This window comes from Microbacterium sp. NPDC055903 (assembly GCF_053615555.1).
This window is the reverse complement of record NZ_JBSHCA010000002.1, coordinates 320,726-345,807: the sequence shown is the minus strand read 5'-3', so window position 1 is coordinate 345,807 and position 25,082 is coordinate 320,726. Positions and strand designations below refer to the sequence as shown.

Genomic DNA, 25,082 nt, shown 5'->3' with positions numbered 1-25,082 from the left:
GCCCGGAGCGCCTCAGGCATGATGTCCGAGGGCCGCCATAGCGTGTGGTCATGGCCGAAGACACCGCGCTCCCCGACTGGATCAGCCGCATCGGCGTGTTCGATCTCGAGACCACGGGAGTCGATGTCGCTCATGATCGCATCGTCACAGCGCACGTCGGGATCCTCGACGGCAGAGGCCGCCGACTCGCCGCTCGCGACTGGATCGCCGACCCCGGCATCCCGATCCCGGCATCGGCTGCCGCGATCCGCGGCGTCTCGACCGAGCGGGCACGGCAGGAAGGGCGCGACGCCGCCGCCGTCGTGGCCGAGATCACCTCATCCCTGCGCGCTCTGCTCAGCCAGGGCGTGCCCGTGGTCGCGTACAACGCCTCCTACGACTTCTCCCTGCTCCACCACGAATGCCTCCGGCACGGTCTGGAGCCGCTGGTCGATCCCTCCCCCGTGATCGATCCGCTCGTCATCGACAAGGCGGTCGATCGTTTCCGGAAGGGAAAACGCACGCTCGAAGTGGTCGCCGGTCACTACGCCGTCACACTGGATGCCGCGCACGAGGCTTCCGCCGATGCGACCGCGGCCGGTCGTGTCGCTCTCGAGCTCGTCCGCCGCTTCCCCTTGGCCGGTTCCGCCGCCGACCTGCACACGCAGCAGATCGGCTGGGCCCGCACCCAGGCGGAGAGCCTGACGGAGTACTTCATCCGGATCGGGCGACTCGACCCCGAGGAAGCACTGGACGGCTCCTGGCCCGTAAGAGACGGAGCTCCCTCACCCTGAAGGCGGATGCGGAAACCGGACGCCAGGCCTAGCGTGGACACATGAGCGACATCATCGAGGGCGGGTTGATGACAGCGTTCGTCTTCATGCTCGTCGTCTTGTCGGTCGTGCTGGGCGGCATAGGCATCTGGACGCTCTACTCCCGTCGCCCCTTGGAGAAGCGCTACGGAGGCTCAGGAAGGATCGTCGGTGGCGCGCTCAGCGGGATGGATGCCGCGTTCTTCCCCACCTCGCAGGAGGCGGGCATCGAGCGCGATCGTCAGACCAAGCGCACTGCCCCGGCACCCGCACCAGGCGACCCGCCCTGGATGATCGGCGACGGCCGCATCACCCTCGACGTCGACATGCCGTGACCACCCCTGCCTGCGCTGACAGCGGGAATCGATCAACGACGAAGGCCCCGATCTCCGAAGAGATCGGGGCCTTCTGAAGCGGCGGATTACTTGCTGCTGCCGCCGAAGCCCTTGAAGCGCTGGTTGAACTTCTCGACACGACCGGCCGAGTCCATGATGCGCTGCTTGCCCGTGTAGAAGGGGTGCGATGCCGAGGAGATCTCGACGTCGATCACCGGGTACTCCACGCCGTCCAGCTCGATGGTCTTGTCGCTGGTGACGGTGGAACGGGTGAGGAAGGTCTCTCCCGAGCCGAGGTCGCGGAACACGACCGCCTGGTAGTCGGGGTGGATGTCAGTCTTCATGGGATTCCTTAGGTGTTGCCCTGGATTGTGCCAGGAGCGAGGGAAGTCTGCGGTGCAGAATGCACCAAGGATCGATTATAGCAGTGGTCTGCCAGAACCGCCGAATGCGTCAGGCAGCGGCCCTCGCGGCGTAGCGACCGCCGTCCGCGGAGAGCGCGATGCGCATGCCGAACGCCGAACTGAGGTTCGCCTCGGTGAGGGTCTCCTGGATCGGACCGGCCGCGACGACGGCGCCGTCACGGATCAGCAGCACGTGCGTGAAGCCGACGGGGATCTCCTCGACGTGGTGCGTGACCATGACCATCGCCGGCGTCGTCGGCGATGAGGCGTACCCGCTGAGGAGGGAGAGCAGCTCCTCGCGCGAACCGAGATCGAGCGATGCCGTCGGCTCGTCCAGCAGCAGCAGCTCTGGATCCGTCATCACCGCGCGCGCGATCTGGACGCGCTTCTGCTCGCCGTCGCTGAGAGTTCCGAACAGGCGATCGGCCAGGTGATCCAGCCGCCAGTCGGCGAGCACGCGCAACGCACGACGCTCGTCGATGTTCTCGTACTGCTCGTTCCACCGGCCCATCACCGAGTAGGCGGCGGTGAGGACGGTGTTCAGGACCGTCTCGTCTCGGGGGATGCGCTTGGCGAGTGCGGACGAGGCGAAGCCGATCCGGGGGCGCACCTCGAAGAGGTCGCTCCTGCCGAGCGTCTCGCCCAGCACGCTCACCGTGCCGGACGTCGGGTGCAGCAAGGTGTCTGCGAGTTGGAGCAGCGTGGTCTTGCCCGCGCCGTTGGGCCCGAGCACCGCCCATCGCTGGTCGTCAGCGACCTGCCAGGTCACATGATCGACGATGTTGCGCCCGTCACGGCGCACGACGACATCGGTGAGTTCGAGGGCACTCGGCATGCCGCCAGCCTATCGGCTCAGTCGATCAGCTCGGCGTAGAGCGCGCGGGTGGTGTCGGCGATCGCCTGCCAGCTGAAGGCGCTTCTCGCCCGCTCCCGGCCGGCATCCCCGTAGGCGCGAGCACGCTCCGGATCCATCGCGACCTCGGTCAGGACGCCCGCGAGCTCGGCGACGAAGACATCGGGATCGACGGGCGTGCCAGTGCCGTCCTGCACCTGCTCGATCGGGACGAGCCTGCCGGTCACGTGGTCGTCCACCACCTCCGGAATCCCCCCGGTCGCCGTACCGACGACGGCCGCACCGCACGCCATCGCCTCGAGGTTGACGATGCCGAGCGGCTCGTAGACCGAGGGGCACACGAATGTCGTCGCCGCCGTGAGGATCGCGGACAGCTGCTCCCGCGGGAGCATCCTCTCGATCCAGATCACGCCCTGCCTGCTCCGCTGCAGAAGGCGCACGCCCTCCTGCACCTCAGCCATGATCTCGGGCGTGTCAGGCGCGCCGGCGCACAGCACGAGCTGCACCTCCGGCGGCAGTTCGGCCGCCGCACGCAGCAGGTACGGCAGGCCCTTCTGCCTCGTGATGCGCCCCACGAAGACCACGGAGGGTCGTCCGGGATCCATCCCGATGCTCTCCAGGAACGCCGGATCCTCCACCGGGTGCCACTTCTCCACGTCGATGCCGTTGTGGATCACGCGCACCCTCGCAGGATCGACCTGCGGGTAGCTGCGCAGGATGTCTGCGCGCATCCCTGCGCTCACGGCGACTATCGCCGCTGCGTTCTCGTAGGCGAGGCGCTCGATGCCGCTCGAGACGGCGTAGCCGCCGCCGAGCTGCTCGGCCTTCCAGGGCCGCAGCGGTTCCAGGCTGTGGGCCGTGAGCACATGCGGGATCCCATGCAGCTGCGAGGCGAGGTGTCCCGCAAAGTTCGCGTACCAGGTGTGACTGTGCACGAGATCGGCACCGGCGATGTCGCCGACCATCGCGAGATCGGTGCCGAGGGTCTGGATCGCCGGGTTCGCGGATGCCAGCTCAGCAGGCGTCCGGTACGAGATCGTCCCCTGCTCTGATCGATCGGCCCCGAACGCCCGCACCCGCACATCGGTGCCCTCGCGCAGCGCCGAGACGAGCTCGGTCACATGCACACCGGCACCGCCGTAGATCTCCGGCGGGTATTCCTTCGTGATCATGTCGACGCGCATGTCTGAACGGTAGTACAGCCGGGCTCTGGGGATCTATGGTTGAGCCATGGCGGCACCGCTGAAAGTCTTCGGGATCATCCTCGCCGGCGGCGAGGGCAAGCGACTCATGCCTCTCACGGCGGACAGAGCGAAACCGGCGGTGCCCTTCGGCGGGCAGTACCGCCTCATCGACTTCGCGATCTCGAACCTCATCAACTCGGGGCTGAGACAGGTCGTGGTCCTGACCCAGTACAAGTCGCACAGCCTCGACAGGCACATCTCGCAGACCTGGCGCATGTCGGCCCTCCTGGACTCCTACGTGACCTCGGTCCCCGCGCAGCAGCGGCTCGGCAAGCGCTGGTTCTCGGGATCGGCCGATGCGATCCTGCAGAGCCTGAATCTCATCAATGACGAGAAGCCGGACATCGTCGTCGTCATCGGCGCCGACCACGTCTACCGGATGGACTTCCGGCAGATGCTCGAGGCCCACGTCGCCTCCGGAGCCAAGGCGACGGTAGCCGGCATCCGGCAGCCCCTCGCGCTCGCGTCGCAGTTCGGCGTGATCGACGCCGATCCTGAGGGTTCAGGCCTCATCAAGGACTTCCTGGAGAAGCCGACGAGCCCCGCCGGCCTTCCGGACTCCCCGCATGAGGTGCTGGTGTCGATGGGCAACTACATCTTCGATGCGGATGCACTCATCGCCGCCGTCGAGGCCGACGGCGAGTTGACCACGTCCGGTCACGACATGGGCGGGGACATCATCCCCTACTTCGTCTCCCGCGGCGAAGCCGGCTACTACGACATGAAGCGCAACGACGTGCCAGGCTCGTCGCCGCGCGATCGCGCCTACTGGCGGGATGTCGGAACGATCGACTCCTTCTTCGACGCGCACATGGACCTCATCTCCACGCTGCCCGTCTTCAATCTCTACAACATGGAGTGGCCGATCCACTCCCAGGCCGTGAACTCGCCGCCGGCGAAGTTCGTGCGGGATTCGGTCGGCCGGATCGGCAATGCGATCGATTCGATCGTCTCGCTCGGCTCCGTGCTGTCCGGCACCCATCTCGAACGCAGCGTGGTCGGACCGTGGACGCTCGCCGGTGGTGGCTCCACGATCACCGATTCGGTGCTCTTCGACCATGTGCACATCGGCCAGGGTGCGCGCGTGCACAGGGCCGTGCTCGACAAGAACGTCGTCCTCGAGGACGGCGCGACGGTCGGCGTCGACCGCGAACTCGATCTCTCGCGCGGGTTCACGGTGACGGATTCCGGCATCACCGTGGTCGGCAAGGGCATCCGCGTCGCGCGGTAAGGCGGAGGGCACGGGGTGCCATAAGCTTTCGTCCGTGAGTTCCCCGCGCTTCCTCGTCGTCCTCGATGCCGATTCCACCCTCATCCGCAACGAGGTGATCGAGCTCCTCGCCGATGAGGCGGGGCGTCGCGAGGAGGTGCAGGCGGCGACCGAGGCGGCGATGCGCGGCGAGGTCGACTTCGCGACCAGTCTGCGCTCTCGAGTAGAGGCGCTCGCCGGCGTACCGACGGACGCCTTCGCACGTGTCATCTCGCGCATCGAACCGACGCCGGGCGTTCGCGAGCTCACCGCTGCCGTGCACGCGAAGGGCGGGGTCGTCGGCGTGGTCTCCGGCGGCTTCCACGAGATCCTCGATGAGATCGCGCCCGAGCTGGGCGTCGACCGCTGGCGCGCGAACAGGCTGCAGGTCGCGGATGCCGCTCTGACCGGCCGCGTGGACGGCGACATCGTGGACGCGGCTGCGAAGGCGGCCTCGCTCAGGGAGTGGGCCGACGATCTCGGCATCGCGCGGACGGCGACCGTGGCGATCGGCGACGGAGCCAACGATCTCCTGATGCTCGCGGAGGCGGGTCTCGGCCTCGCCTTCAACGCGAAGCCCGCTGCGCGACAGCAGGCCGATCTCGTCATCGACGCGGTGGACCTGCGAGAGGTCATCGCGCTCCTGCCCTGATCCCCCTGGCGGGTGTCGGAGGCCGCGCGTAGCGTCAGGGGATGGACATCATCCTGATCCCCGGTCTCTGGCTCGACGGCTCTTCATGGAGCGGGGTATCCCCCGCTCTCACCGCCGCAGGTCATCGTGTGCATGCCCTGACGATGCCGGGAGTCGGCGAGCCGGCAGAACGATCTTCGGAGATCGGGATCTCCGACTGGGTGGATGCGGTCGTGGAACGCATCGACGAGCTCACGGGCGACGTCGTGATCGTCGGTCACAGCGGCGGTGGCAACGTCGCCTGGGGCGCTGCCGACGCCAGACCAGACCGTGTGCGGCGCGTCATCCTCGTCGACACCGTTCCCCCGCCGCCCGGCGCCTCGATCGCCGAGTTCGCCGTCGTCGACGGCGTGATCCCGTTCCCCGGCTGGGAGTTCTTCCCGCCCGAGGAGACGGCCGATCTTCCGCCGGAGACGCGAGCGGCCACCGAGGCTCTCACCCTGAGCGTGCCCGCACGGGTTCCGACGGGCTCCATCGCGCTGAACGGGGGGCGCCATCGAGTACCGGTCACCCTCCTGATGGGCTCACTCGATCAGCAGGGCCTGGAGGCGGAGATCGACGACTGGGGGCCGTACGGAGAGGAGTACCGCGCCATCCATGATGCGACGGTCGTCGCCATCGGCTCCGGTCACTGGCCGCAGTTCAGCGTCCCCGATCGCCTCGCAGGCGTGATTGAGGATGCCGTGCGGCAGCGGCCCTGAGGGGTCAGTGCCCCATCCCGAGGCCGCCGTCGACGGGGATGACGGCGCCGGAGATGTACGCCGCATCGTCCCCGGCGATCCAGGTGACGACACCGGCGACCTCGTCCGCGGTCGCGAAACGGCCTGCCGGGATGTTCGCCTTGTACTGCTTCTGCGTCTCCTCGGGGAGCTCCGCCGTCATATCGGTCTCGATGAATCCGGGAGCGACGACGTTCGCCGTGATCCCTCGTCCGCCCAGCTCCCGGGTGAGCGAACGGGCGAAGCCGACGAGTGCGCTCTTGGAGGCCGCATAGTTGATCTGCCCAGCGGAGCCGTAGAGGCCCACGACGCTCGAGATGAGGATGACACGACCGAACCTGGCCTTCAGCATCCCCTTCGAGGCGCGCTTGACGACACGGAACGATCCGCCGAGGTTCGTGGAGACGACGCTGTCGAAGTCCTCCTCGCTCATGCGCAGGAGCAGCGTGTCCTTCGTGATCCCCGCGTTCGCCACGACGATCTCCACCGGGCCGAGTCGCTGCTCCACCTCGGTGAACGCGGCGTCGACGGCCGCGGCATCGGTGACGTCGGCGCGCACGGTGAGCGCGCCGACAGGCCCCTCGCCGCTGCGCGCCGTCACGGCGACCCGGTAGCCGTCCCGGAGGAAGCGCTCCGCGATCGCGCGGCCGATACCGCGGTTGCCTCCGGTGACAAGGACGACGCGTCCTTCGCTCATGACTTCACTCCAGATCGGTGGACTCGGGCTCGGCAATCCTATCGGGCCGTTTGACACCCACCTTCCCGGCTGAGAGCCTGTGCGTGACGAAAGGCGCATCGTGAGCGACAACAGCACTCAGAATTCGAGCAACCCCTATCTGCCTCCGCAGCCGGGGCCGCAGCAGTCGTTCCCGGCCGAGGCCGTGCAGCCGACGACGCCGCCGCCGTTCCCGGCCGGTCACGCGACGACCCCCGCCGCTCCGCAGCAGATTCCGCCCGTGCCGCCGGCCGCACCCGCAGGCGCGATTCCCGGATACCCGGGTTCTGCGCAGCCCGTCCATCCGATCCCCGCGGCCCCCGCAGGACAGCCTTACCCTGCCGCCCCCGCGTACCCGAGTGCGCCGACGTACTCCGCCCCCGCAGCACCGGTCTATCAGGCGCCTGCCGCTCCCGGATACCCTGCCCCGGCATACCCGGCGTATGCCGCTGCGCGGCCCACCAATGGGCTCGCGCTCGCGACCCTCATCTGCGGGATCGCGGGCATCGTGTTCAGCTGGCTGATCTTCGCGATCATCGTCCCCATCTTCATCTCCCTCGCCGCGGTCGTCATGGGCCACATCTCGCTGTCGCAGATCAAGCGGAACCCGGCACTGGGCGGGCGGGGCATGGCCCTCACCGGGCTCATCCTCGGTTACGTGCCGATCGCGATCAGCATCATCCTTCTCCTCTTCGGCATCCTCGCCATCGTCGCCTTCGGCGCCTTCAGCGTGCCTTTCCTCACGTCCTGAGGCCTGCGGAGAAGGGCGTGCCAAGGCCCGCGCCGGTCTCTGCGCGGCGTAGGCTTGAGGCATCGTGAAACGCACCCGGGATGCCGCATCCGTCACCTCGCTTCCGCAGTCGCCGAAGGTCGAGGCAGACTCCCGCACGCGCCGATATCTCATCTCGATGGGCATCAGGATCCTCTGCTTCGCCCTCATGGTCCTCGTCACGCCCTACGGCTGGTACACCTGGGTGTTCGGCATCGCGGCGGCCGTGCTGCCGTACATCGCCGTCGTGGCAGCGAACACCGGCAGCGATGCGAGGGTCGTCGGCGCGGAGTCTCCGCAGCAGGAGCTCACCGCGCCTCCGCAGCCGGCTGAGCCAGCCGAGCAACCGGACGTGCTCCGGATCGAGGAGCGTCGCGCAGGCGAGGACGGGGCGCGATGAGCGCCCTGGAGTGCTCACGGGCAGGATGCCGGGAGGCCGCGACGCATCACGTGATCTGGCGCAATCCTCGCATCCACGCCGAGGATCGCCGGAAGATCTGGCTGGCCTGCGACGAGCACGTGGACTTTCTCAGCGAGTACCTCCGCGCGAGGGACTTCCCGGTATCGGTGCAGAGCGGCGTCCCGGCCGACGACGAGGTGAGCATATGAGCAGCCGTGCGGCCCGGTGGTGCGCGTATGTCGCCGTGGCGATCTGCTTCGCGATCGCCTGCGGATTCCTGTCCCACTGGCAGTTCTCCCGGTCGGAGGAGAAGAACGCCACGATCGCCCTCGTCGAGGCCAATTACGACGCCGCCCCTGTCGCGCTCGACGCGGTGATGGGCGATAACGATCGCTTCGCGCCGGAGACGGACGAATGGCGACAGGTGATGCTCGTGGGCGAGTACGTCCCCGGAGAGCACATCGCGGTGCGCAATCGCGTCAACGGAGGAACGAACACCTACGAGATCCTCGTGCCCTTCCGCACGCCGGACGGTCGACTCCTCATCGTCAATCGCGGTTGGGTCGGGGCGGCCTCCGGCGACGAGACGGAGGCGGTTCCCGAGCCGCCGTCTGGTCAGGTCACCGTCGTCGTGCGGATGCGTCCGAGTGAAGTGCTGCCGCCGTCAGGGCGCTCCGCGCCCGAGGGCCAGGTGCCGACCATCCATCTCCCCACCGTCGCCGATGCGCTCGACGAGGCGGATGCGATCACGACGGCGTATGGCGAACTCGTCTCGGAGGACCCCGCTCCGTCGACGCCGCTCGGCGGCTTCGAGAAGCCGGAGGAGGACTCCGGCATGAACCTCTCCTACGCCATCCAGTGGATCCTCTTCGCGATCATGGGCTTCGTCTTCATCGGGTACATCATCCGGACGGAGATCCAGAAGCACCGCGAGGACGTCGAGGGCAGGCCGAGCGCACCGAAGAAGCGCCGCAGGGATCGCGACGCGGATGCCGAGGACGAGCTCCTCGACGCCGAGCCGGTCTCGCGCTGACGCACGAGGAGCAGGACCGTGTCACCTCCGCAACAGCTCGCTGCCGCCTTCGCCGGTGCTGAGCTCGGACTTCTCCGAGGCAGGGTCGTTCTCGCCTCACCGACGCGTCGATGGCACCACGTGTTCGACAGGGTGCGGGACCTTCTGATGGAATCCGCACCGGCAGCCGTTCGATCGATCGAGCACATCGGTTCCACCGCGGTGCCGGGACTCGCGGCCAAGCCGATCCTCGACGTCGCCGTGGCGCTCACCGTTCCGGTCGATGCCGGTGCTGTCTTGCCGGACGTCGACGCCTGGCTGACGCGACTCGGTTTGAGCTTCCGCGGCGAGGCAAACGGAATCCGCCCTGATCGACTGTACGGCTATGAACTCGATCCGCGTGTCCGGCTGATGAACGTCCACGTTCTCGAACACGGGACCGATGCCTGGCACCACTACATCGACTTCAGAGACCGACTGAGGACCTCTGCCGCGGACCGCGATGCCTATGCGGCGCTCAAGGCCCGGCTCGCCCGGCGGCACCCGAACGACAGAATCGCCTACGTCGAGGCCAAGGGCGACTTCATCCGCGAACGACGCTGAGCCCGGCTCAGGCCAGTTCGATGAGGTCCTGATACTCCTGGTTCCAGATGTCCTCCACGCCGTCGGGGAGGATGAGCACGCGCTCGGGGTTCAGCGATTGCACCGCACCGGGGTCGTGCGAGACGAGCACGACAGCGCCCTCGTAGTGCGCCAGTGCGCCGAGGATCTCCTCGCGGGACGCGGGATCGAGGTTGTTCGTCGGTTCGTCGAGCAGCAGGAGGTTGGCCGATGACACCACCAGCGTCGCCAGCGAGAGCCTCGTCTTCTCTCCGCCGGAGAGCACGCCGGCGGGCTTCAGGACGTCGTCTCCGGTGAACAGGAACGAGCCGAGGACCTTGCGCGCCTCGGTCTCGGTGATGTGCGGCGCCGCCGACACCATGTTCTCCAGCACCGAGCGGTTCACGTCGAGGTTCTCGTGCTCCTGCGCGTAGTAGCCCACCTTCAGACCGTGCCCCGGTTCGAGCTGGCCCGTGTCCGGCTGGTCGACACCGGCGAGCATCCTCAGCAGCGTCGTCTTGCCCGCACCGTTCAGGCCGAGGACCACGACCTTCGAGCCGCGGTCGATCGCCAGGTCGACATCGGTGAAGATCTCCAGCGAGCCATAGGACTTCGATAACCCTGACGCCATCAGCGGGGTCTTCCCGCACGGAGCAGGCTTCGGGAACCGGAGCTTCGCAACCCTGTCCTCCTGGCGGACGTCATCGAGACCCGCAAGCAGCTTCTCGGCTCTCGCCATCATCTGATGCGCCGCGGCGGCCTTGGAGGCCTTGGCACCGAAGCGCGCGGCCTGCTGCTGCAGGGTCGTCGCCTTCTTCTCCGCGTTCGCCCGCTCCTTCTTGCGGCGCTCCTCATCGGCGGCGCGCTGGCGGAGGTAGTTCTTCCAGTTCATGTTGTACGCGTCGATGACCTGACGATTCGCATCGAGGTAGAAGACGCGGTTGACCGTCTCCCCGACGAGCTCCACGTCGTGGCTGATGACGATGAGGCCGCCCTTGTAGTTCTTCAGGAACTCGCGCAGCCACACCACGCTGTCGGCGTCGAGGTGGTTGGTCGGCTCGTCGAGGATCATCGTGTCCGCATCCGAGAACAGGATGCGGGCGAGTTCGATGCGGCGCCGCTGACCGCCGGAGAGCGTCTTCAGCGGCTGGTCGAGGATGCGGTCCGGCAGCGAGAGGTTGTTCGCGATCGACGCCGCCTCCGCCTCCGCGGCGTAGCCGCCCTGCCCCTCGAACTGCTCGGTGAGGCGCGCGTAGCGCTTCATGGCCTTGTCGGCGACGGCCGGGTCGTCCGATCCCATGTCGACGGTGGCCTGCGCCATGCCGAGGGCGAGCGAGCCGAGACCTCGGGCGTCGAGGATGCGCGTGCGGGCGAGCATCTCGGGATCGCCGGAGCGCGGGTCCTGCGGGAGGTAGCCCAGCTCTCCGGAGCGGGTCACCTCTCCCCCGGACGGCAGGAGGTCGCCGGCCAGCACCTTGGTCAGCGTGGTCTTGCCCGCGCCGTTGCGGCCGACGAGGCCGATCTTGTCTCCGTCGGAGACGCGGAACGACACGTTCTCCATCAGCAGGCGCGCACCAACGCGGATCTCGAGGTCGTGCACGGCGAGCACAGCGGATGTCCGTTCGTCAGGAGGGGATGGGAAGACCCGATGGGCCAGCCTCCCAGTATAGGACGAGCGGGCTGGAAGACCCCTCTGCGGTATGACGCGGACGATACTCGAGAGTGATGCCTACGGCGCCCGCGCTCCGTAGCGTCGAAGCGTGGACGTCATCAACGAGATCATCCTGCAGGCTGTCGCCTCGCCGTGGCTGCTGCCCGTCATGTTCGCGACGGCTGTGATCGACGGGTTCTTCCCGCCGATCCCGAGCGAGACGGTGCTCGTCGCAGCGACGGCGGTCGCGATGTCCACGGGGGATGCCAGCATCCTGGCTCTGTGCGCGGTGGCAGCGCTCGGCGCGATGATCGGCGACAACATCGCCTACGCGATCGGGCGGGCGGTCGGGACGACCCGGTTCACGTGGATGCGCAGACCGCGCATCGCCTCCGCCTTCGGCTGGGCGCAACGCACCCTCGCTCGCAACGGTGCCGGACTGATCCTCGGAGCACGCTACATCCCCATCGGCCGCGTCGCCGTCAACATGTCGGCGGGAGCCCTCGGCTATCCGTGGCGGCGGTTCCTCCCGCTGAGCGCCATGGCTGGAGCGACGTGGGCCGCGTACAGCGCGGGCATCGGGATGCTCGCCGGCCACTGGCTGGAGGATCAGCCCCTTCTGAGCGCGGTCCTCGGGATCGTCCTCGCCGTGACCATCGGCATCGTCGTCGATCGGATCGCTGCGCGGCGACGGCGTCGCACCGCAGCCGCGGCCGAGAGCGGATGCGAGGGCGAGGTGCGCCGCGGCGAGCCCGCAAGGATGGCAGGATGACACCCATGAGGGCGAGCAAGCGGAGTGCGCGCGCCTCACGGACCCCTCGGACCGAGACGCCGGAGGATGCGGGCGCGGGCTCAGGGCAGAAGCGCCGGAGAACCCGCATGAAGCGCGTCCGCCGAGAGTACACGGCTCACGAGCGGCGCATCGCGCTGCTCATTGTCCTCGGCATCGTCGCGGTCGCCCTCTACAGCGTGCTCGTTCCCGTGCAGGCGGGCGCCTACGGCAGCGCGGTCGCCGTCACGATGCTGCTGGGTGCGGCTGCCACGGCCGCGCCGCTGGTGTCGGTCACCCATCCCGACCTCGCGATGGTGCTCTTCACGGGCCCCGCGCTGCTCATCCCGCTCACCGTGTCCAGAGATCCGTCTCTCGGCGGACCGTGGCCGTGGTCGGTGCCGATGCTGCTCGCCTTCGCCGTGATCGTGACCACGACGACCTTCCAGTACGGCTGGCGCAGGGGGCTCGTCCAGCTCGCGCTCGGCACGGCCGCAGGGCTCGTTGCGGCGATCATGCTCCCGGCGATCCCCAGTGCCAACTCGCTGATCGTCACGACAGCCGTCGTGGGCGGCATCTATCTTCTGGCCGTGCTGCTGGCAGGGCGGCTCCGTCTCGGCCGTGAGCTCACCAGGGAGCGCGCGCACACGGCGCAGGAGCAGGCCAGACGCGAGCTCGTCGAGGAGCGCACGCGGATCGCCAGGGAGCTGCACGATGTCGTCGCGCACGGGATGTCGGTCATTCAGGTGCAGGCATCCACCGCGCGATACCGCGTGCCGGAGCTCACCGACGACGCCGCTCAGGAATTCGAGGACATCGCCGCCTCCGCCCGCAGTGCACTCACCGAGATGCGCCGGATCCTCGGCGTGCTCCGCACCGAGGATCAGGAGCTCGAGCTCGCACCGCAGCGCGGCGTCGACGACGTCCCCGCGCTGGTGGAGACCGTGCGCCGCGCCGGCGCCGAGGTGGCGCTCACGACCGAAGTCAGCGGTGACATCTCCCCCGCCACGCAGATCGCCGCCTATCGCATCATCCAGGAGGCGCTCAGCAACGCCGTCCGGCATGCGCCAGGTACGGCGATCGAGGTCGTGCTCCGCACGGACGAGGCCTCGCTCACGCTGTCCGTCCGCAATCCGACCACCGACGCGGCATCCGAAGCGTTGACGAGCGGTCACGGCGTGCGCGGCATGAACGAGCGCGCCACCCTCCTCGGCGGGGCGCTCACGGCCGGCGTCGACGCGGAAGGCATCTGGAGGGTCTCGGCGACACTCCCCCGGCATCCCGCCCCCTTCCAGGAAGGCTCCGTATGACGATCGATGTGCTCATCGCAGACGACCAGGCCATGGTACGGGCAGGCTTCGCAGCCCTCCTCGACGCGCACGAGGGGATCAGGGTGACCGGGCAGGCCGCGAACGGCGCCGAAGCCGTTCGCCTCGCCGCACGGCTCGACCCGGATGTGATCCTCATGGACGTGCGGATGCCGGAACTCGACGGGATCCAGGCGACGTCGCGGATACTCGGGGCGGACTATCCGGCGGCGAAGGTTCCGCGGATCATCATGCTGACGACTTTCGACATCGACGATTACGTGTACGACGCGCTCCGCGCGGGTGCGAGCGGGTTCCTCCTGAAGGATGCGCTGCCGGAGGAGCTCGTCCAGGCGGTCCGCGTCGTAGCGGCCGGCGACGCCCTGCTCGCCCCGAGCGTCACCCGTCGAATGATCGAGCGCTTCGCCGCGCAGAAGCCCCGCGGCTCGCGGCTCGGGCCGCAGCTGTCCGAGCTCACCGAGCGCGAGCGCGAGGTTCTCGTCCTCATCGGCCGAGGGCTCTCCAATGCTGAGATCGCCACGGAGCTGTTCATCGCGGAGCAGACCGTGAAGACGCATGTCGGCAAGGTGCTCGCGAAGCTCGCCGCCCGCGACCGCGTGCAAGCCGTGATCTTCGCCTACGACGCAGGCCTCGTCGAGCCGGCCTGATCTCATACCCCCGTATGGGGTACGACCGCTCCGACGGGTGATGTCCGCACCGGCACCGCCTGCATAGCCTCCTCACGACGCAGAGGAGGCGCCATGACCGTCCTGACAACACACCCCGCTTCCGGGGTTCCGACCGCACCGCATCGTGACGGCGCACGCACCACCAGGCGGGATGCCGGCATCGACCTCGTCCGCGCTGCCTGTGTGATCGGCGTGGTCGTGCTGCACGCGCTCATGGTCGGGGTGACCGTCTCCGAGGGGGCACCGGTCTTCGCGAACGCGAGTGAGGGGTCACCGTGGATCGTGCCGGTGAGCTGGGTCCTGCAGGTGATGCCGCTGTTCTTCGTCATCGGGGGCTTCGCCGGCGCGAGTGCGTACCGACGCTCGCTGGCCCGCGGCGGGACAGCGAGGGCCTTCGTCGCCGGACGGCTTCATCGCCTGCTGCTGCCCGCGACCATCGCCATCGGGACGGCCGGTTCAGCGCTGGTGATCCTCGCCGGGGCCGGCGTCGCTCACGAGGTTCTGGTCATCGCCGGCTACCGATTCGCGCAGCCGCTCTGGTTCCTCGGCGTGTTCCTGCTCTGCCAGGCTCTGCTTCCAGCCATGCTCTCCCTGCATGACCGTGCACCGCTTCGGACGCTGGCGGTGCTCGTCGGTGCGGCGGTCAGCGTCGACGTCGTCAGAGCGGCGACCGGGTTCGATGGCATCGGCTTCGCCAATCTCGCCTTCGTCTGGCTCGCCGTGCAGCAGATCGGATTCCTCCTCGCCGATGGGGTGCTCGATGCGCTCCCCCCGGCCATCCGTCGCGGTCTGCTCCTCTCCTCCGTCGGCGTGCTCGCCGTCGCGATGCTCGCCGGGGTCTGGTCGCCGGATCTCATCGCGCACCTCAATCCCCCCACCACGGCACTGATCCTCGTCGGGGTCGCCCACACCATGCTGCTCTCCCTTCATCGGGAGCGGCTGACGCAGTGGAGCGGGCACCGCCTGATCGCACCGATCCGCCACTTCGTCTGCAGACGCGCGATGACCGTCTACCTCTGGCACATGCCCGTTCTCCTGTCGATGGCGGGCATCCTTGCCCTGTTCGCCATCGGCACGGGGACACCGCTGCCCGATCCTGGCACGGCGAGCTGGTGGGCGACCCGCCCGCTCTGGGTGCTCTCCACGCTCGCGCTCACGGCGCTCGTCGCGCTTGGTCTGGCGCGTGGCGAGACGGCGCGCCCGCCGCGCGCCACGGCGTCGGCGGTCAGGCTCTCCCTCGCAGTGCCGGCTGGCCTCGCCGGCGTCGTCCTGCTCCTCGTCGTCGGGACGACGCCGCTCACCGCGGCCATCGCCGTCGCACTCTTCGCCTGCGCGCTGCGCTGCAGCCGCTCAGCGCCGCTCGGCGGCATGTCCGAGGCGCAGCCCCGGGATCGCGCCGACGAGCACGAGAACGATGGCGAACGCGAACACCGCGCCGAACGCACCGACGCCGCCGCCGAGCGTGGCGACGAGAAGACCGGCGAGAGCGATCGCCACGGCGGAGCCGGCGGCGTCGGAGATCGAGAGGGCCGAGGAGTTGAACCCCTGGTTGGCCTCATCCGAGTACGCGAGGGTGAGCACGGTGAGCCGCGGGTAGAGCAGGCCCATCCCACCGCCGGCGAGCATCCACCCGAGGATCACCACCACCGGCGACGCGCCGAGCAGGGTGGTGCAGAGCACGGCGAGAAGCGCGGCGAGCACGAGCGACAGGCCGATGAGGGCGATGCGGGTGTTGCCGAGGCGCTCGCCGAAGCGGCCCTGCAGCGCTGAGGCGCCCGCCCAGGCGAAGGCCGCGAACATCAGGGCGATCCCCGCGAACGTCGCCGTGAATCCGAAGCGCTCCATGAGGAGGTAGGGGATGTACGCCTCAGCCGCGAAGAACGCACCGGCCACGATTCCTCGCAGGAGGACGACGCTGGGCAGCCCCCGCCCGGCGCGCAGCGTGCCGGGCGGCATCAGGCGCAGCAGGGCGAGGCCGATCAGGACGACGGCCGTGCCGGCGATCGGCCAGCCGAGCGCGGGCGGCGCATCCGCCGAGAAGCCCACGACGACGGCGGATGCGGCAACGGCCAGCGCGAGAAGCAGCCGGACCGCCACGACGCGCTTCTCCATGGGCTCGCCCGTTCCGAGGTCCACACCGCGGAGCCGGACGGCGACGGTGAGGAAAGCGAGGGCCGTGAGCACGGCGACGCCCAGGAAGGCCCATCGCCAGTCCAGATAGTCGGCGACCGCACCGGCGAGGAACGGGCCGATCATCGACGGCACGACCCATGCGGCCGCGAAGGCCGCGAACACCCGGCCATGCAGGTGCGGCGGATACAGCCGCGCGACGACGACGTAGAGCGCGACGGTCTGTCCCCCGGCCCCGAGTCCCTGCACGAGGCGTCCGAGGAGGAACTGATGCATCGACACGGCGGCGCCGGAGATCACCAGCCCGACGAGGAAGAGCGTCACCGCAGCGTACAGTGCTCCGCGGGGACCTCGGGAGTCGGACCAGGCGCCGCTCGCCACCATGCCGATGACGCTCGTCGCCAGCGTGCCCGCGAACGCGACCGCGTACAGCGACTCCCCGTCGAGCGCGGCGCTGACCACGGGCATCACGGTGGTGACGGCGAGCGACTCGATCGCCGCGAGGAAGATCAACGCGACGGCGCCGGCGGTGATCCACCGCCGCTCCGCATCCCAGATCGACGCCTCGGCCGTCGGCCGCAGCGCGCTCATCGCAGCGCGGCGATGCGCATCATCGCCTCCGTGATGATCTCGGCGCTCGTGCCGAAGTTGATCCTGGCGAATCCCTCACCTTCCGCACCGAACGGACGTCCGTCCTGAAGAGCCACCTTCGCTTCGCGGAGGATCCGTCGGGCAGGACGGTCGCCCCATTCCAGTGGACCGAGGTCGAGCCAGCCGAGATAGCCAGCGTCCGGCACGCGATAGCCGACCTCCGGCAGGTGCTGCGTGAGCAGTTCGGCGAGGAGACGCCGGTTGCCGTCCAGAGTGTGCAGCAGGCCGTCCAACCACGGATCGCTCTCCTCGCCGAACGCAGCCACGGCCGCCAGCAGGCCGAACTGCCCCGTGCGCCAGACGACCTCGATCGGCATCCCGCGGACGACCCTCGTCGGCTCATCAGCCGCGGTCACCATCAGCGCACACTTGAGCCCTGCCAGATTGAAGGCCTTGCTGGCGCTGACCACCGCGAAGCCGACCTCGCGCGCCGCGTCCGACACCGCGAGGAAAGGAGTGAAGCCCGTTCCCGGTTGAGCCAGGGGCGCGTGGATCTCATCGGAGACGACGGAGACCGACCGCGACGCGGCGAGATCTGCCAGCGCCGCCAGCGAAGCCGCCGAGTGCACCGTTCCGGTGGGATTGTGCGGATTGCAGAGCAGGATCGCGGTGGCGCCCTGGTCGACGGCATGCTCGACGCCGTCGACGTCGATCTCCCAGCCATCGCCGGTATCCCGCAGCGGCACCCGCTCGACGACGGCACCCGCCTCCTCGACGAGGTCGTAGAACGGCGGATACACCGGCGGCATCACCACGACCCTGTCACCGGGTTCGGTCACCCGCCGCAGGATCTCGACGATGCCCATGCTGACGTCCGCTGTCGGGCGCATCCGCGCAGGATCGGGGTCCCAGCCGTAGCGCCGTCGAGCGAAGGCGGCGAAGGCCTCAGGAAGCGCCGTCCGCGACGCGATGTAGCCCGTATCGCCGAGAGCGACGGCGCGCTCGAGCACGCGCGACACCTCGGGCGCGAGAGGGAAATCCGTCTCGGCGACGAACATCGGCAGCACATCCGCCGGATACTCCCGCCACTTCTCGCTGGAGCGCTCACGGAGCTTCTCGAGCGGGAGTGCTTCCACCCGCTGCATCTCCGGGCGGATCAGATCGCGAAGCCGAGGGCGCGCATCATGTCGCGGCCGTCGTCCGTGATCCGCTCGGGACCCCACGGCGGCATCCACACCCAGTTGATGCGGAATCGCTCCACGACGTTGTCCAGCGCCTGGGCCGTCTGCTCTTCGAGCACGTCCGTCAGGGGGCAGCCGGCGCTGGTGAGGGTCATGTGGATCACGAGCGCGTCGTTCTCCTCATCCCAGGCGAGGTCGTAGATCAGCCCGAGGTCGACGACATTGATCCCGAGCTCCGGGTCCATGACGTCTTTGAGCGCCTCGGTGACCTCATCGTACTTCTCGCCTGCAAGCGTGGCCGTCATGCGTTCAGCCTACGCCTCGAGAGGGGCGGCGGGGTCGAGGAAGCGGTCGTAGCCCTCGTCCTCCAGCCGGTCTGCGAGCTCGGGGCCGCCCTCTTCGACGATCTTCCCCGCGACGACGACGTGCACGAAGTCGGGTCGGATGTAGCGCAGGATCCGGGTGTAGTGCGTGATGAGGAGGACGCCGAGACCGGTCGCCTCCTTGGCGCGGTTGACGCCCTCGGACACGATCTTCAGCGCGTCGACATCGAGACCGGAGTCGGTCTCGTCGAGCACGGCGAACTTCGGCTTGAGCACCTCGAGCTGGAGGATCTCGTGACGCTTCTTCTCTCCGCCCGAGAAGCCCTCGTTGACGTTACGCTGCGCGAACTTCGGGTCCATGCGCAGATTGCCCATGGCCTCCTTGACATCCTTGGTCCAGGAGCGGATCGACGGCGCCTCGCCGTCCAGCGCGGTCTTCGCCGTGCGGAGGAAGTTCGTCACCGTGACGCCCGGGATCTCCACCGGGTACTGCATGGCGAGGAAGAGACCGGCGCGCGCACGCTCGTCGACGCTCATCTCCAGAACGTCCTCGCCGTCGAAGGTGATCGATCCACCGGTGACCGTGTACTTCGGGTGACCGGCGATCGTGTAAGCGAGCGTGGACTTGCCGGAGCCGTTCGGGCCCATGATGGCGTGGGTCTCACCGGTCTTCATGGTGAGCGTGATGCCGTTGAGGATCGGGGTCGTCCCCGCCTCGGTCTCGACTGTCACGTGCAGATCGCGGATCTCGAGAACAGACATTCAGACTTCCTTCGTAACGGTGGGGTCGATGAGCACGTCGTCTCCGTCGATCTCGACGATGTAGACCGGGACGGGCTCGAAAGCAGGGAGATTCTGGGGCTTGCCGGTGCACAGCGAGAAGGCCGAGCCATGCGCCCAGCACTCCAGCGTGTCGCCCTCGACGAAGCCCTCGGACAGGGAGATGTCGCCATGAGTGCAGGTGTCTCCGATGGCGTGGACGGTTCCCTCGGAATCGAGCACCAGCGCCATGGGGACGCCATCGAGCTCGACGCGCAGCGGGGTGTCCTGCTCGAGGTCGCTCAGGGCACAGGCGCGCTGCGCGCTCACGCGCTCACCTCCGCCAGTTCGGCTTCGATGCGGGCCAGCAGCTCCTCCTCGAGCGAGGGGATGCCGAGACGCTGCACGATGTCGCTGAGGAAGCCGAGCACGACGAGCCTGCGCGCCTCCTCCTCCGTGATGCCCCGGGCCTGGAGGTAGAAGAGCTGCTCGTCGTCGAAACGTCCGGTGGCACTGGCGTGGCCTGCGCCCTGGATGTCGCCCGTCTCGATCTCGAGGTTCGGGATCGAATCCGCGCGCGCGCCTTCGGTGAGCACCAGGTTGCGGTTCGCCTCGTAGGAGTCGGTGCCGGTCGCGTCCTTGCCGATGAGGACGTCGCCGATCCACACGCTGTGAGCACCCTCGCCCTGGAGTGCACCCTTGTAGAGCACGTCGCCGGTGGTGTGCGCGCCCTTGTGGTGCAGGTACACCTGACTTTCGAGGTGCTGTCCGGCGTCGGCGTAGGACAGCCCGTACAGGTATCCCTCGGCGCCCGCCCCCGTGAGCTCGACGCTCGGGTTGACGCGCACCAGCGCGCCACCGAAGGTGATGACGAAGTGCTTCAGCGTGGCATCCGCACCGACGGTCGCCTGATGGGCCGCGGCATGCACGGCGTCGTCGTCCCAGCGCTGCAGGCTGATGACGGTGAGCGCGGATCCGTCCCGCGCGATGATCTCGACGTTCTGCGCGTACTGCGCCGAACCCGAGTGCTCGAGCACGACGGTGGCGCGCGCATGCGGCTGCGCTTCGATGAGGATCTGCGCGAAGCCGCGCTTGTCGATCGCCGCGCCCGTGATCGGCACGATGATCGGTTCGGCGATCTCCGTCTCGGCCGGCACCTGGATGTGCAGACCGCGCGGTCCGTGCTTCCAGGCGAGCGCGCTGGGGAGATCCTCCGGACGGAAGAACTCGCCGTACCCGTCGCTTTCCGGGGTGAGGAAGGCCTCGACGGCATCCAGATCGTAGGAGATCGCATCCGCGTCCCCCGCCTCGTCACGCAGCAGAGCGTCGAGCTGAGCGATCGGCGTGTGCTTCCAGTTCACCTCGCGCCCCGTCGGCGTGCCGAAGTCCGCCGGCTCGAAGGAATGCGGGCGCTCGGAGCGCGTCTGCACCGGCACGAATCCGGCGTCCGCGACCTGTGCGGCGGGGTCCACGTGCGCGCGGGAATCCTGCGACGCGCTGGGCGTCGTGGTCTGGGTCGTCATCTCAGCCGACCGATCCTTCCATGCCCATCTCGATGAGCTTGTTCAGTTCCATCGCGTACTCCATCGGCAGCTCGCGTGCGATCGGCTCGATGAAGCCGCGCACGATCATGGCCATCGCCTCGTCCTCCGGCATACCGCGCGACTGCAGGTAGAACAGCTGCTCTTCACTGACCTTCGAGACCGTCGCCTCGTGCCCGAGCTGGACGTCGTCGACACGGATGTCGATGGCGGGATAGGTGTCGGAGCGCGACTGCGTGTCGACGAGCAACGCGTCGCAGCGCACGGTGTTGGCGGAGTGATGCGCATTCGCATCCACACGGACCTCGCCGCGGTAGCCTGCGCGGCCGCCGCCACGGGCGATCGACTTCGAGACGATCGACGACTGCGTGTATGGCGCCATGTGGATCATCTTCGCGCCGGCATCCTGGTGCTGGCCGGGCCCTGCGAAGGCGACGGAGAGCGTCTCGCCCTTGGCGTGCTCGCCCATGAGGTAGATCGACGGGTACTTCATCGTCACCTTGGAGCCGATGTTGCCGTCGACCCACTCCATCGTCGCGCCCTCGTGGGCGACGGCGCGCTTGGTGACGAGGTTGTAGACGTTGTTCGACCAGTTCTGGATCGTGGTGTAGCGCACGCGGGCGTTCTTCTTCACGATGATCTCGACGACCGCGGAGTGCAGCGAGTCGGACTTGTAGATCGGCGCCGTGCAGCCTTCGATGTAATGGACGTAGCTGTCCTCATCGGCGATGATCAGCGTGCGCTCGAACTGGCCCATGTTCTCGGTGTTGATCCGGAAATAGGCCTGCAGCGGGATCTCCACGTGCACGCCCTTGGGCACGTACACGAACGAGCCGCCCGACCACACCGCGGTGTTGAGCGCCGCGAACTTGTTGTCACCGGCCGGGATGACGGTGCCGAAGTACTCCTGGAAGAACTCCGGGTGCTCGCGCAGCGCCGTGTCGGTGTCCATGAAGATGACGCCCTGCTCCTCCAGGTCCTCGCGGATCTGGTGGTAGACGACCTCGGACTCGTACTGGGCGGCGACACCGGCGACGAGGCGCTGGCGCTCGGCTTCGGGAATGCCGAGCCGCTCGTAGGTCTCGCGGATGTCCTCGGGGAGATCCTCCCAGGACTGCGCCTGCTTCTCCGTCGAGCGGACGAAGTACTTGATGTTGTCGAAGTCGATCTCGCTGAGATCGGCGCCCCAGGTCGGCATCGGCTTGCGGCCGAACAGTCCGAGGCCCTTGAGACGCGTCTTGAGCATCCACTCGGGTTCGCTCTTGAGGGCGGAGATATCGCGCACGACGGCCTCGGAGAGGCCCCGCTTCGCGCTCGCGCCGGCGGCGTCGGGGTCGTGCCAGCCGAACTCGTACACCCCCAGACCTTCGAGCTCCGGGCGGTCGATCAGCACATCCGACATCACACACTCTCCTCTTCAGGCCCAGACGGTGTCATCCGCTCCGGCATGCCGTAGCCCCGTCGGGAGAACGGGGTGGGATGCCGCTCTGGGGCCCTCATCACCGGCGCGATCGTCGCGCCTAAACTGTTGTTGATGCATCTCGCGCTTCTCGCGCGCATCGCAACAATCCGATTCTACAGGTTCCCCCTGACATCCGGGCCGATCCCCGGCGTCCGGAGGGAACCGGAGGACCCATGCCCGAGCGCACCGCCGAACCCCTCGCCGTCACGACCGCACGCTTCTCGACGCCCTTGAAGGTGTTGGCGTGGCTGTCCTTCCTCGCGGAGGTCGTGATCATCGGCACCGGCGGTGCCGTCCGGCTCACCGGCTCGGGCCTCGGGTGCACCGAATGGCCGCTGTGCACGCCGGAGTCCCTCGTCCCGCTGCCTGAGCAGGGCATCCACGGGATCATCGAGTTCGGCAACAGGACGATGACCGGCCTCGTCGGCATCCTCGCCCTGGCCGTGCTGTTCCTCACCCTGTCCGCCGTCACCGGCCGCGGCGCGGTCCTGCGAGCCGTCTGGTTCGCCCTGGGGGGCATCGTCCTCGGGTTCGCGGCGTACCTCACGACCGCCGCATCAGGTCTTGGCGCGTTCGCCTTCTCCGCCGTTCTCCTGCTCGCCGTCCTCGTCGCGGCGATCGACTCGATCCGTCGCATCGCCCAGCGCAAGGACCTCGCCGTCCTCGCCTGGCTCGTCCTGGCCGGCGTCATGGCGCAGGCCGTCGTCGGCGGCCTCGCCGTCGTCACGGACCTCAACGCCTTCATCGTGGGATTCCACTACACGTCGTCCCTCGTGCTCGTGTGCGTCACGGCGGCGTATCTCGTCCGGCTCGCCGCCGTCCCCGGTCCGCGCGAGCGCGTCGTCCCCCGGTGGTTCGCGATCCTCACGCACGTCACGGGCGTCGCACTCGCGGCGACGATCCTCTTCGGCGTCCTGACGACGGGCAACGGACCGCACTCCGGCGATGAGAACGTCGTCCGCAACGGTTTCGACGCGACCGTCCTCGCGCACGTGCACTCCTGGCCCGGATACATCCTCGCCGTCCTCGTCCTCACGCTCACCGTCACGGCCCTGATCCGCAGATATCCGCTGCAGCGCTGGCTCCTCGCCCTCACCGGGGTGATCCTCGTCCAGATCGCCGTCGGGGTGTGGCAGGCCCGTGAGGGTCTGCCCGAGATCCTCGTCGGCACGCACATGGTGCTCGCCTCGCTGTCGGCGGCCGCGTACACCGTCGTCGTGCTGAACCTGAAGCGCACGCCGGTGCCGCCCGTCGCGACGGCGCACAGCGCATCCACAATCTCCGCATAAGGAACGCACCGGGTCCCCCGTCAGGGTTGGCCCTATGAAGAACACAGCGCTCCTACGGAGCATCCCCTTCTGGCTGCTGCTCGTCCTCTCCCTCGCCGCGATCGGCATCGGCGGCTGGATAGCCACCGATCAGATCGGCGTCATGACGACGACGCTGCTCGACGGAACCGCCACCGGCGTCGAGGTCTACGCAGGCCAGGCGTGGGTGGTGCTGGCCGGCGCGCTGCTCGCCGGCGGAGTGATCGGGCTCTTCCTCGCCCTCGCCCTCGCCGCAGCGAGGGCTCTGCTGCCACGGCCTGCGGTCGAGGTCGTCGAGGCGATCGATTGGACGGCACAGGGGTCGGACGACGACGAGAGCGAGTCGGCGGACCCGACCGGAGCGACGGAGGCCGAGACTTCCGACACGTCGTCCGAGGTCGACGCTGAGCAGGCGGAGCCGGCGATCACCCGGTGACGGATGAAACGCCCGTCCGACGAGCGGATGCTCGGCCTTCGGCAGGCACGAGAGTCCTCGGCGGACGGGCGTTCCTCGCGATCAGAACGGGAGCAGCGGATCGACGGCGACCGCGACGAAGATCAGGGTCAGATAGGTGATCGACGCGTGGAACACGCGCATCGGGCGCGGCTCCGAACCACGCACCGCCTGGTTATACAGACGGTGAGACTCGTAGATGAACCATCCGCCGAAGACGAGGGCCGACACCGAGTAGACCACGCCCATGCCGGCCACCGGGATGAGGAGCAGGGAGCACGCGATGGTGGCCCAGGCGTACAGGATCACCTGGAGGCCGACCTGCGAGGCGTTGCGGGTGACGCCCAGCATGGGCACGTCGACGTCCTCGTAGTCGCCCCGGTACTTCATCGACAGCGGCCAGTAGTGCGGCGGCGTCCAGAGGAAGACGAGCAGGAAGAGGATGAAGGCAGGCCAGTCCAGGGACCCCGTCACCGCAGCCCAGCCGATGAGCACGGGGAAGCAGCCGGCGATCCCGCCCCAGACGATGTTCTGCTCCGTGCGGCGCTTGAGGATCATCGTGTAGATGACGACGTAGAAGAAGATCGCGCCGGCGGACAGCGCCGCGGCGAGCCAGTTGGTCGTGACGAGCAGCCAGATCGTGGATCCGACGGCCATCACCCAGGAGAAGACGAGCGCACCGCGCGGCGAGACCTCACCCGTGACGAGCGGACGATTCTCCGTACGGTGCATGTGCGCATCGATGTCGCGGTCGAGATACATGTTGAACGCTGCGGCGGAGCCCGCGCTCATGGACCCGCCGATGACGGTCGCGAGCACGAGCCAGAGGTCGGGCAGACCGCCCTGTGCGAGGAACATCACCGGGACGGTGGAGACCAGCAGGAGTTCGAGGACACGGGGCTTGGTGAGCGCCACGTAGGCCTTCACCGTGCGTCCGAGCGACTTCTTGGCCGTGACCGACTGCGTCTGCGTCGAGATCTCGATCCCCTCCTTAAGCCGATGGGCATACCCGGCTCATTCTACGGCACGCCTTCCGCGCGGCGAGCATCCCTTGTCGGAGCCTCACTTCGTCATGCGCGCAATGTGAACGGAGTATGCGGGCTATGCTGAAAATCACTCGCGCGCCCGGCGCTGTG

The 25,082-nt window shown here is 68.4% G+C and carries 28 protein-coding genes and 1 pseudogene; 16 read left to right on the top strand and 13 right to left on the bottom strand.

The features are described 5' to 3' along the window. Positions 1–50: 50 nt before the first annotated feature. A complete protein-coding gene (locus ACWGJP_RS11055; protein WP_452329842.1) occupies positions 51–773 on the top strand; it encodes an exonuclease domain-containing protein in 723 nt (240 codons plus the stop codon). A 41-nt stretch (positions 774–814) separates the two neighbouring features. Next, a complete protein-coding gene (locus tag ACWGJP_RS11050; protein ID WP_452329841.1) occupies positions 815–1,126 on the top strand; it encodes a hypothetical protein in 312 nt (103 codons plus the stop codon). 86 nt (positions 1,127–1,212) lie between these two features. Here the strand turns inward: ACWGJP_RS11050 and ACWGJP_RS11045 are convergent, their stop codons facing one another. The 3 genes from ACWGJP_RS11045 to glgA all read right to left on the bottom strand — a co-directional run bounded on the left by ACWGJP_RS11045 (position 1,213) and on the right by glgA (position 3,567). Next, positions 1,213–1,470, bottom strand: a complete 258-nt coding sequence (locus tag ACWGJP_RS11045) for a type B 50S ribosomal protein L31 (protein WP_047520045.1) — start codon at positions 1,468–1,470, stop codon at positions 1,213–1,215. 109 nt (positions 1,471–1,579) lie between these two features. Then, complete coding sequence (locus tag ACWGJP_RS11040) at positions 1,580–2,365, bottom strand: ABC transporter ATP-binding protein (protein ID WP_452329840.1); 786 nt, start codon at positions 2,363–2,365, stop codon at positions 1,580–1,582. Between the two features lie 17 nt (positions 2,366–2,382). After that, positions 2,383–3,567, bottom strand: coding sequence for a glycogen synthase (gene glgA / locus ACWGJP_RS11035; RefSeq protein ID WP_452329839.1), 1,185 nt, complete (start codon positions 3,565–3,567; stop codon positions 2,383–2,385). A gap of 46 nt (positions 3,568–3,613) precedes the next feature. Between glgA and ACWGJP_RS11030 the strand changes: the two genes are divergently transcribed. The 3 genes from ACWGJP_RS11030 to ACWGJP_RS11020 are packed head-to-tail and all read left to right on the top strand — an operon-like array spanning position 3,614 to position 6,268. Further along, on the top strand, positions 3,614–4,858 hold the full coding sequence (locus ACWGJP_RS11030; protein ID WP_452329838.1) for a glucose-1-phosphate adenylyltransferase: 1,245 nt from the start codon (positions 3,614–3,616) through the stop codon (positions 4,856–4,858). A 34-nt stretch (positions 4,859–4,892) separates the two neighbouring features. Further along, entirely contained in the window at positions 4,893–5,528 is a 636-nt protein-coding gene (gene serB / locus ACWGJP_RS11025; protein ID WP_452329837.1) for a phosphoserine phosphatase SerB, read from the top strand. A 41-nt stretch (positions 5,529–5,569) separates the two neighbouring features. Next, positions 5,570–6,268 carry an alpha/beta fold hydrolase gene (locus tag ACWGJP_RS11020; protein WP_452329836.1) on the top strand — a complete coding sequence of 233 codons (699 nt, stop codon included), beginning with the start codon at positions 5,570–5,572 and terminating at the stop codon, positions 6,266–6,268. A 4-nt stretch (positions 6,269–6,272) separates the two neighbouring features. Here the strand turns inward: ACWGJP_RS11020 and fabG are convergent, their stop codons facing one another. Then, complete coding sequence (gene fabG, locus ACWGJP_RS11015) at positions 6,273–6,983, bottom strand: 3-oxoacyl-ACP reductase FabG (RefSeq protein WP_452329835.1); 711 nt, start codon at positions 6,981–6,983, stop codon at positions 6,273–6,275. Between the two features lie 100 nt (positions 6,984–7,083). Between fabG and ACWGJP_RS11010 the strand changes: the two genes are divergently transcribed. The 5 genes from ACWGJP_RS11010 (at position 7,084) to ACWGJP_RS10990 (ending at position 9,785) form a co-directional block, all read left to right on the top strand. Continuing rightward, positions 7,084–7,752 carry a DUF4190 domain-containing protein gene (locus ACWGJP_RS11010; RefSeq protein WP_452329834.1) on the top strand — a complete coding sequence of 223 codons (669 nt, stop codon included), beginning with the start codon at positions 7,084–7,086 and terminating at the stop codon, positions 7,750–7,752. A gap of 64 nt (positions 7,753–7,816) precedes the next feature. After that, positions 7,817–8,170: a DUF3099 domain-containing protein gene (locus ACWGJP_RS11005; RefSeq protein WP_452329833.1), complete on the top strand. Its 354-nt coding sequence runs from the start codon at positions 7,817–7,819 to the stop codon at positions 8,168–8,170. Further along, positions 8,167–8,379 carry a hypothetical protein gene (locus tag ACWGJP_RS11000; protein WP_452329832.1) on the top strand — a complete coding sequence of 71 codons (213 nt, stop codon included), beginning with the start codon at positions 8,167–8,169 and terminating at the stop codon, positions 8,377–8,379. Before ACWGJP_RS11005 ends, ACWGJP_RS11000 begins: the two co-directional genes overlap by 4 nt. Continuing rightward, the gene (locus ACWGJP_RS10995) at positions 8,376–9,203 is read left to right on the top strand and encodes an SURF1 family cytochrome oxidase biogenesis protein (protein WP_452329831.1); all 828 of its coding nucleotides are present in this window, start codon (positions 8,376–8,378) and stop codon (positions 9,201–9,203) included. Before ACWGJP_RS11000 ends, ACWGJP_RS10995 begins: the two co-directional genes overlap by 4 nt. A gap of 18 nt (positions 9,204–9,221) precedes the next feature. After that, complete coding sequence (locus tag ACWGJP_RS10990; RefSeq protein WP_452329830.1) at positions 9,222–9,785, top strand: GrpB family protein; 564 nt, start codon at positions 9,222–9,224, stop codon at positions 9,783–9,785. 7 nt (positions 9,786–9,792) lie between these two features. Here ACWGJP_RS10990 and ACWGJP_RS10985 read toward each other — a convergent pair whose 3' ends face one another. Beyond that, positions 9,793–11,391: an ABC-F family ATP-binding cassette domain-containing protein gene (locus ACWGJP_RS10985; RefSeq protein WP_452329829.1), complete on the bottom strand. Its 1,599-nt coding sequence runs from the start codon at positions 11,389–11,391 to the stop codon at positions 9,793–9,795. Positions 11,392–11,542: 151 nt separating this feature from the next. Between ACWGJP_RS10985 and ACWGJP_RS10980 the strand changes: the two genes are divergently transcribed. From ACWGJP_RS10980 to ACWGJP_RS10965, 4 genes and pseudogenes are all read left to right on the top strand, one after another. After that, entirely contained in the window at positions 11,543–12,205 is a 663-nt protein-coding gene (locus tag ACWGJP_RS10980; RefSeq protein WP_452329828.1) for a DedA family protein, read from the top strand. After that, positions 12,202–13,512, top strand: coding sequence for a sensor histidine kinase (locus ACWGJP_RS10975; protein WP_452329827.1), 1,311 nt, complete (start codon positions 12,202–12,204; stop codon positions 13,510–13,512). The genes ACWGJP_RS10980 and ACWGJP_RS10975 overlap by 4 nt, the downstream gene beginning before the upstream one ends. Beyond that, positions 13,509–14,177, top strand: coding sequence for a response regulator (locus ACWGJP_RS10970; protein ID WP_452329826.1), 669 nt, complete (start codon positions 13,509–13,511; stop codon positions 14,175–14,177). Before ACWGJP_RS10975 ends, ACWGJP_RS10970 begins: the two co-directional genes overlap by 4 nt. 93 nt (positions 14,178–14,270) lie before the next feature. Then, positions 14,271–15,365, top strand: a pseudogene (locus ACWGJP_RS10965) (acyltransferase family protein); the annotation flags it as partial. A gap of 183 nt (positions 15,366–15,548) precedes the next feature. On the opposite strand, the gene ACWGJP_RS10960 reads toward ACWGJP_RS10965, so the two are convergent. From ACWGJP_RS10960 to sufB, 7 genes are read right to left on the bottom strand one after another with little or no spacing between them, the layout of a single operon-like run. Next, complete coding sequence (locus tag ACWGJP_RS10960) at positions 15,549–16,919, bottom strand: MFS transporter (RefSeq protein ID WP_452329825.1); 1,371 nt, start codon at positions 16,917–16,919, stop codon at positions 15,549–15,551. Then, positions 16,916–18,064 carry a MalY/PatB family protein gene (locus tag ACWGJP_RS10955; protein WP_452329824.1) on the bottom strand — a complete coding sequence of 383 codons (1,149 nt, stop codon included), beginning with the start codon at positions 18,062–18,064 and terminating at the stop codon, positions 16,916–16,918. The genes ACWGJP_RS10960 and ACWGJP_RS10955 overlap by 4 nt, the downstream gene beginning before the upstream one ends. A gap of 11 nt (positions 18,065–18,075) precedes the next feature. Beyond that, on the bottom strand, positions 18,076–18,405 hold the full coding sequence (locus ACWGJP_RS10950; protein ID WP_452329823.1) for a metal-sulfur cluster assembly factor: 330 nt from the start codon (positions 18,403–18,405) through the stop codon (positions 18,076–18,078). Positions 18,406–18,414: 9 nt separating this feature from the next. After that, positions 18,415–19,185, bottom strand: a complete 771-nt coding sequence (gene sufC, locus ACWGJP_RS10945) for a Fe-S cluster assembly ATPase SufC (protein ID WP_452329822.1) — start codon at positions 19,183–19,185, stop codon at positions 18,415–18,417. Continuing rightward, positions 19,186–19,512, bottom strand: coding sequence for a non-heme iron oxygenase ferredoxin subunit (locus ACWGJP_RS10940; protein WP_452329821.1), 327 nt, complete (start codon positions 19,510–19,512; stop codon positions 19,186–19,188). Then, a complete protein-coding gene (gene sufD / locus ACWGJP_RS10935; protein WP_452329820.1) occupies positions 19,509–20,705 on the bottom strand; it encodes a Fe-S cluster assembly protein SufD in 1,197 nt (398 codons plus the stop codon). The genes ACWGJP_RS10940 and sufD overlap by 4 nt, the downstream gene beginning before the upstream one ends. A gap of 1 nt (position 20,706) precedes the next feature. Continuing rightward, entirely contained in the window at positions 20,707–22,125 is a 1,419-nt protein-coding gene (gene sufB / locus ACWGJP_RS10930; protein ID WP_452329819.1) for a Fe-S cluster assembly protein SufB, read from the bottom strand. Between the two features lie 233 nt (positions 22,126–22,358). On the opposite strand from sufB, the gene ACWGJP_RS10925 reads away from it, so the two are divergent. Together ACWGJP_RS10925 and ACWGJP_RS10920 are read left to right on the top strand one after the other, a co-directional pair. Then, the gene (locus tag ACWGJP_RS10925) at positions 22,359–23,474 is read left to right on the top strand and encodes a COX15/CtaA family protein (RefSeq protein ID WP_452329818.1); all 1,116 of its coding nucleotides are present in this window, start codon (positions 22,359–22,361) and stop codon (positions 23,472–23,474) included. Positions 23,475–23,508: 34 nt separating this feature from the next. Then, positions 23,509–23,928: a hypothetical protein gene (locus ACWGJP_RS10920; RefSeq protein WP_452329817.1), complete on the top strand. Its 420-nt coding sequence runs from the start codon at positions 23,509–23,511 to the stop codon at positions 23,926–23,928. A gap of 81 nt (positions 23,929–24,009) precedes the next feature. Here the strand turns inward: ACWGJP_RS10920 and ACWGJP_RS10915 are convergent, their stop codons facing one another. Beyond that, positions 24,010–24,930, bottom strand: coding sequence for a heme o synthase (locus ACWGJP_RS10915; protein ID WP_452330368.1), 921 nt, complete (start codon positions 24,928–24,930; stop codon positions 24,010–24,012). Positions 24,931–25,082: the final 152 nt, after the last annotated feature.

Coding starts and splice junctions, on each gene's coding strand:
- ACWGJP_RS11055 (WP_452329842.1), top strand. CDS start 51: ATGGCCGAAGACACCGCGCTCCCCGACTGGATCAGCCGCATCGGCGTG.
- ACWGJP_RS11050 (WP_452329841.1), top strand. CDS start 815: ATGAGCGACATCATCGAGGGCGGGTTGATGACAGCGTTCGTCTTCATG.
- ACWGJP_RS11045 (WP_047520045.1), bottom strand. CDS start 1,470: ATGAAGACTGACATCCACCCCGACTACCAGGCGGTCGTGTTCCGCGAC.
- ACWGJP_RS11040 (WP_452329840.1), bottom strand. CDS start 2,365: ATGCCGAGTGCCCTCGAACTCACCGATGTCGTCGTGCGCCGTGACGGG.
- glgA (WP_452329839.1), bottom strand. CDS start 3,567: ATGCGCGTCGACATGATCACGAAGGAATACCCGCCGGAGATCTACGGC.
- ACWGJP_RS11030 (WP_452329838.1), top strand. CDS start 3,614: ATGGCGGCACCGCTGAAAGTCTTCGGGATCATCCTCGCCGGCGGCGAG.
- ACWGJP_RS11020 (WP_452329836.1), top strand. CDS start 5,570: ATGGACATCATCCTGATCCCCGGTCTCTGGCTCGACGGCTCTTCATGG.
- fabG (WP_452329835.1), bottom strand. CDS start 6,983: ATGAGCGAAGGACGCGTCGTCCTTGTCACCGGAGGCAACCGCGGTATC.
- ACWGJP_RS11000 (WP_452329832.1), top strand. CDS start 8,167: ATGAGCGCCCTGGAGTGCTCACGGGCAGGATGCCGGGAGGCCGCGACG.
- ACWGJP_RS10995 (WP_452329831.1), top strand. CDS start 8,376: ATGAGCAGCCGTGCGGCCCGGTGGTGCGCGTATGTCGCCGTGGCGATC.
- ACWGJP_RS10975 (WP_452329827.1), top strand. CDS start 12,202: ATGACACCCATGAGGGCGAGCAAGCGGAGTGCGCGCGCCTCACGGACC.
- ACWGJP_RS10970 (WP_452329826.1), top strand. CDS start 13,509: ATGACGATCGATGTGCTCATCGCAGACGACCAGGCCATGGTACGGGCA.
- ACWGJP_RS10960 (WP_452329825.1), bottom strand. CDS start 16,919: ATGAGCGCGCTGCGGCCGACGGCCGAGGCGTCGATCTGGGATGCGGAG.
- ACWGJP_RS10955 (WP_452329824.1), bottom strand. CDS start 18,064: ATGCAGCGGGTGGAAGCACTCCCGCTCGAGAAGCTCCGTGAGCGCTCC.
- ACWGJP_RS10950 (WP_452329823.1), bottom strand. CDS start 18,405: ATGACGGCCACGCTTGCAGGCGAGAAGTACGATGAGGTCACCGAGGCG.
- sufC (WP_452329822.1), bottom strand. CDS start 19,185: ATGTCTGTTCTCGAGATCCGCGATCTGCACGTGACAGTCGAGACCGAG.
- sufD (WP_452329820.1), bottom strand. CDS start 20,705: ATGACGACCCAGACCACGACGCCCAGCGCGTCGCAGGATTCCCGCGCG.
- sufB (WP_452329819.1), bottom strand. CDS start 22,125: ATGTCGGATGTGCTGATCGACCGCCCGGAGCTCGAAGGTCTGGGGGTG.
- ACWGJP_RS10925 (WP_452329818.1), top strand. CDS start 22,359: ATGCCCGAGCGCACCGCCGAACCCCTCGCCGTCACGACCGCACGCTTC.
- ACWGJP_RS10920 (WP_452329817.1), top strand. CDS start 23,509: ATGAAGAACACAGCGCTCCTACGGAGCATCCCCTTCTGGCTGCTGCTC.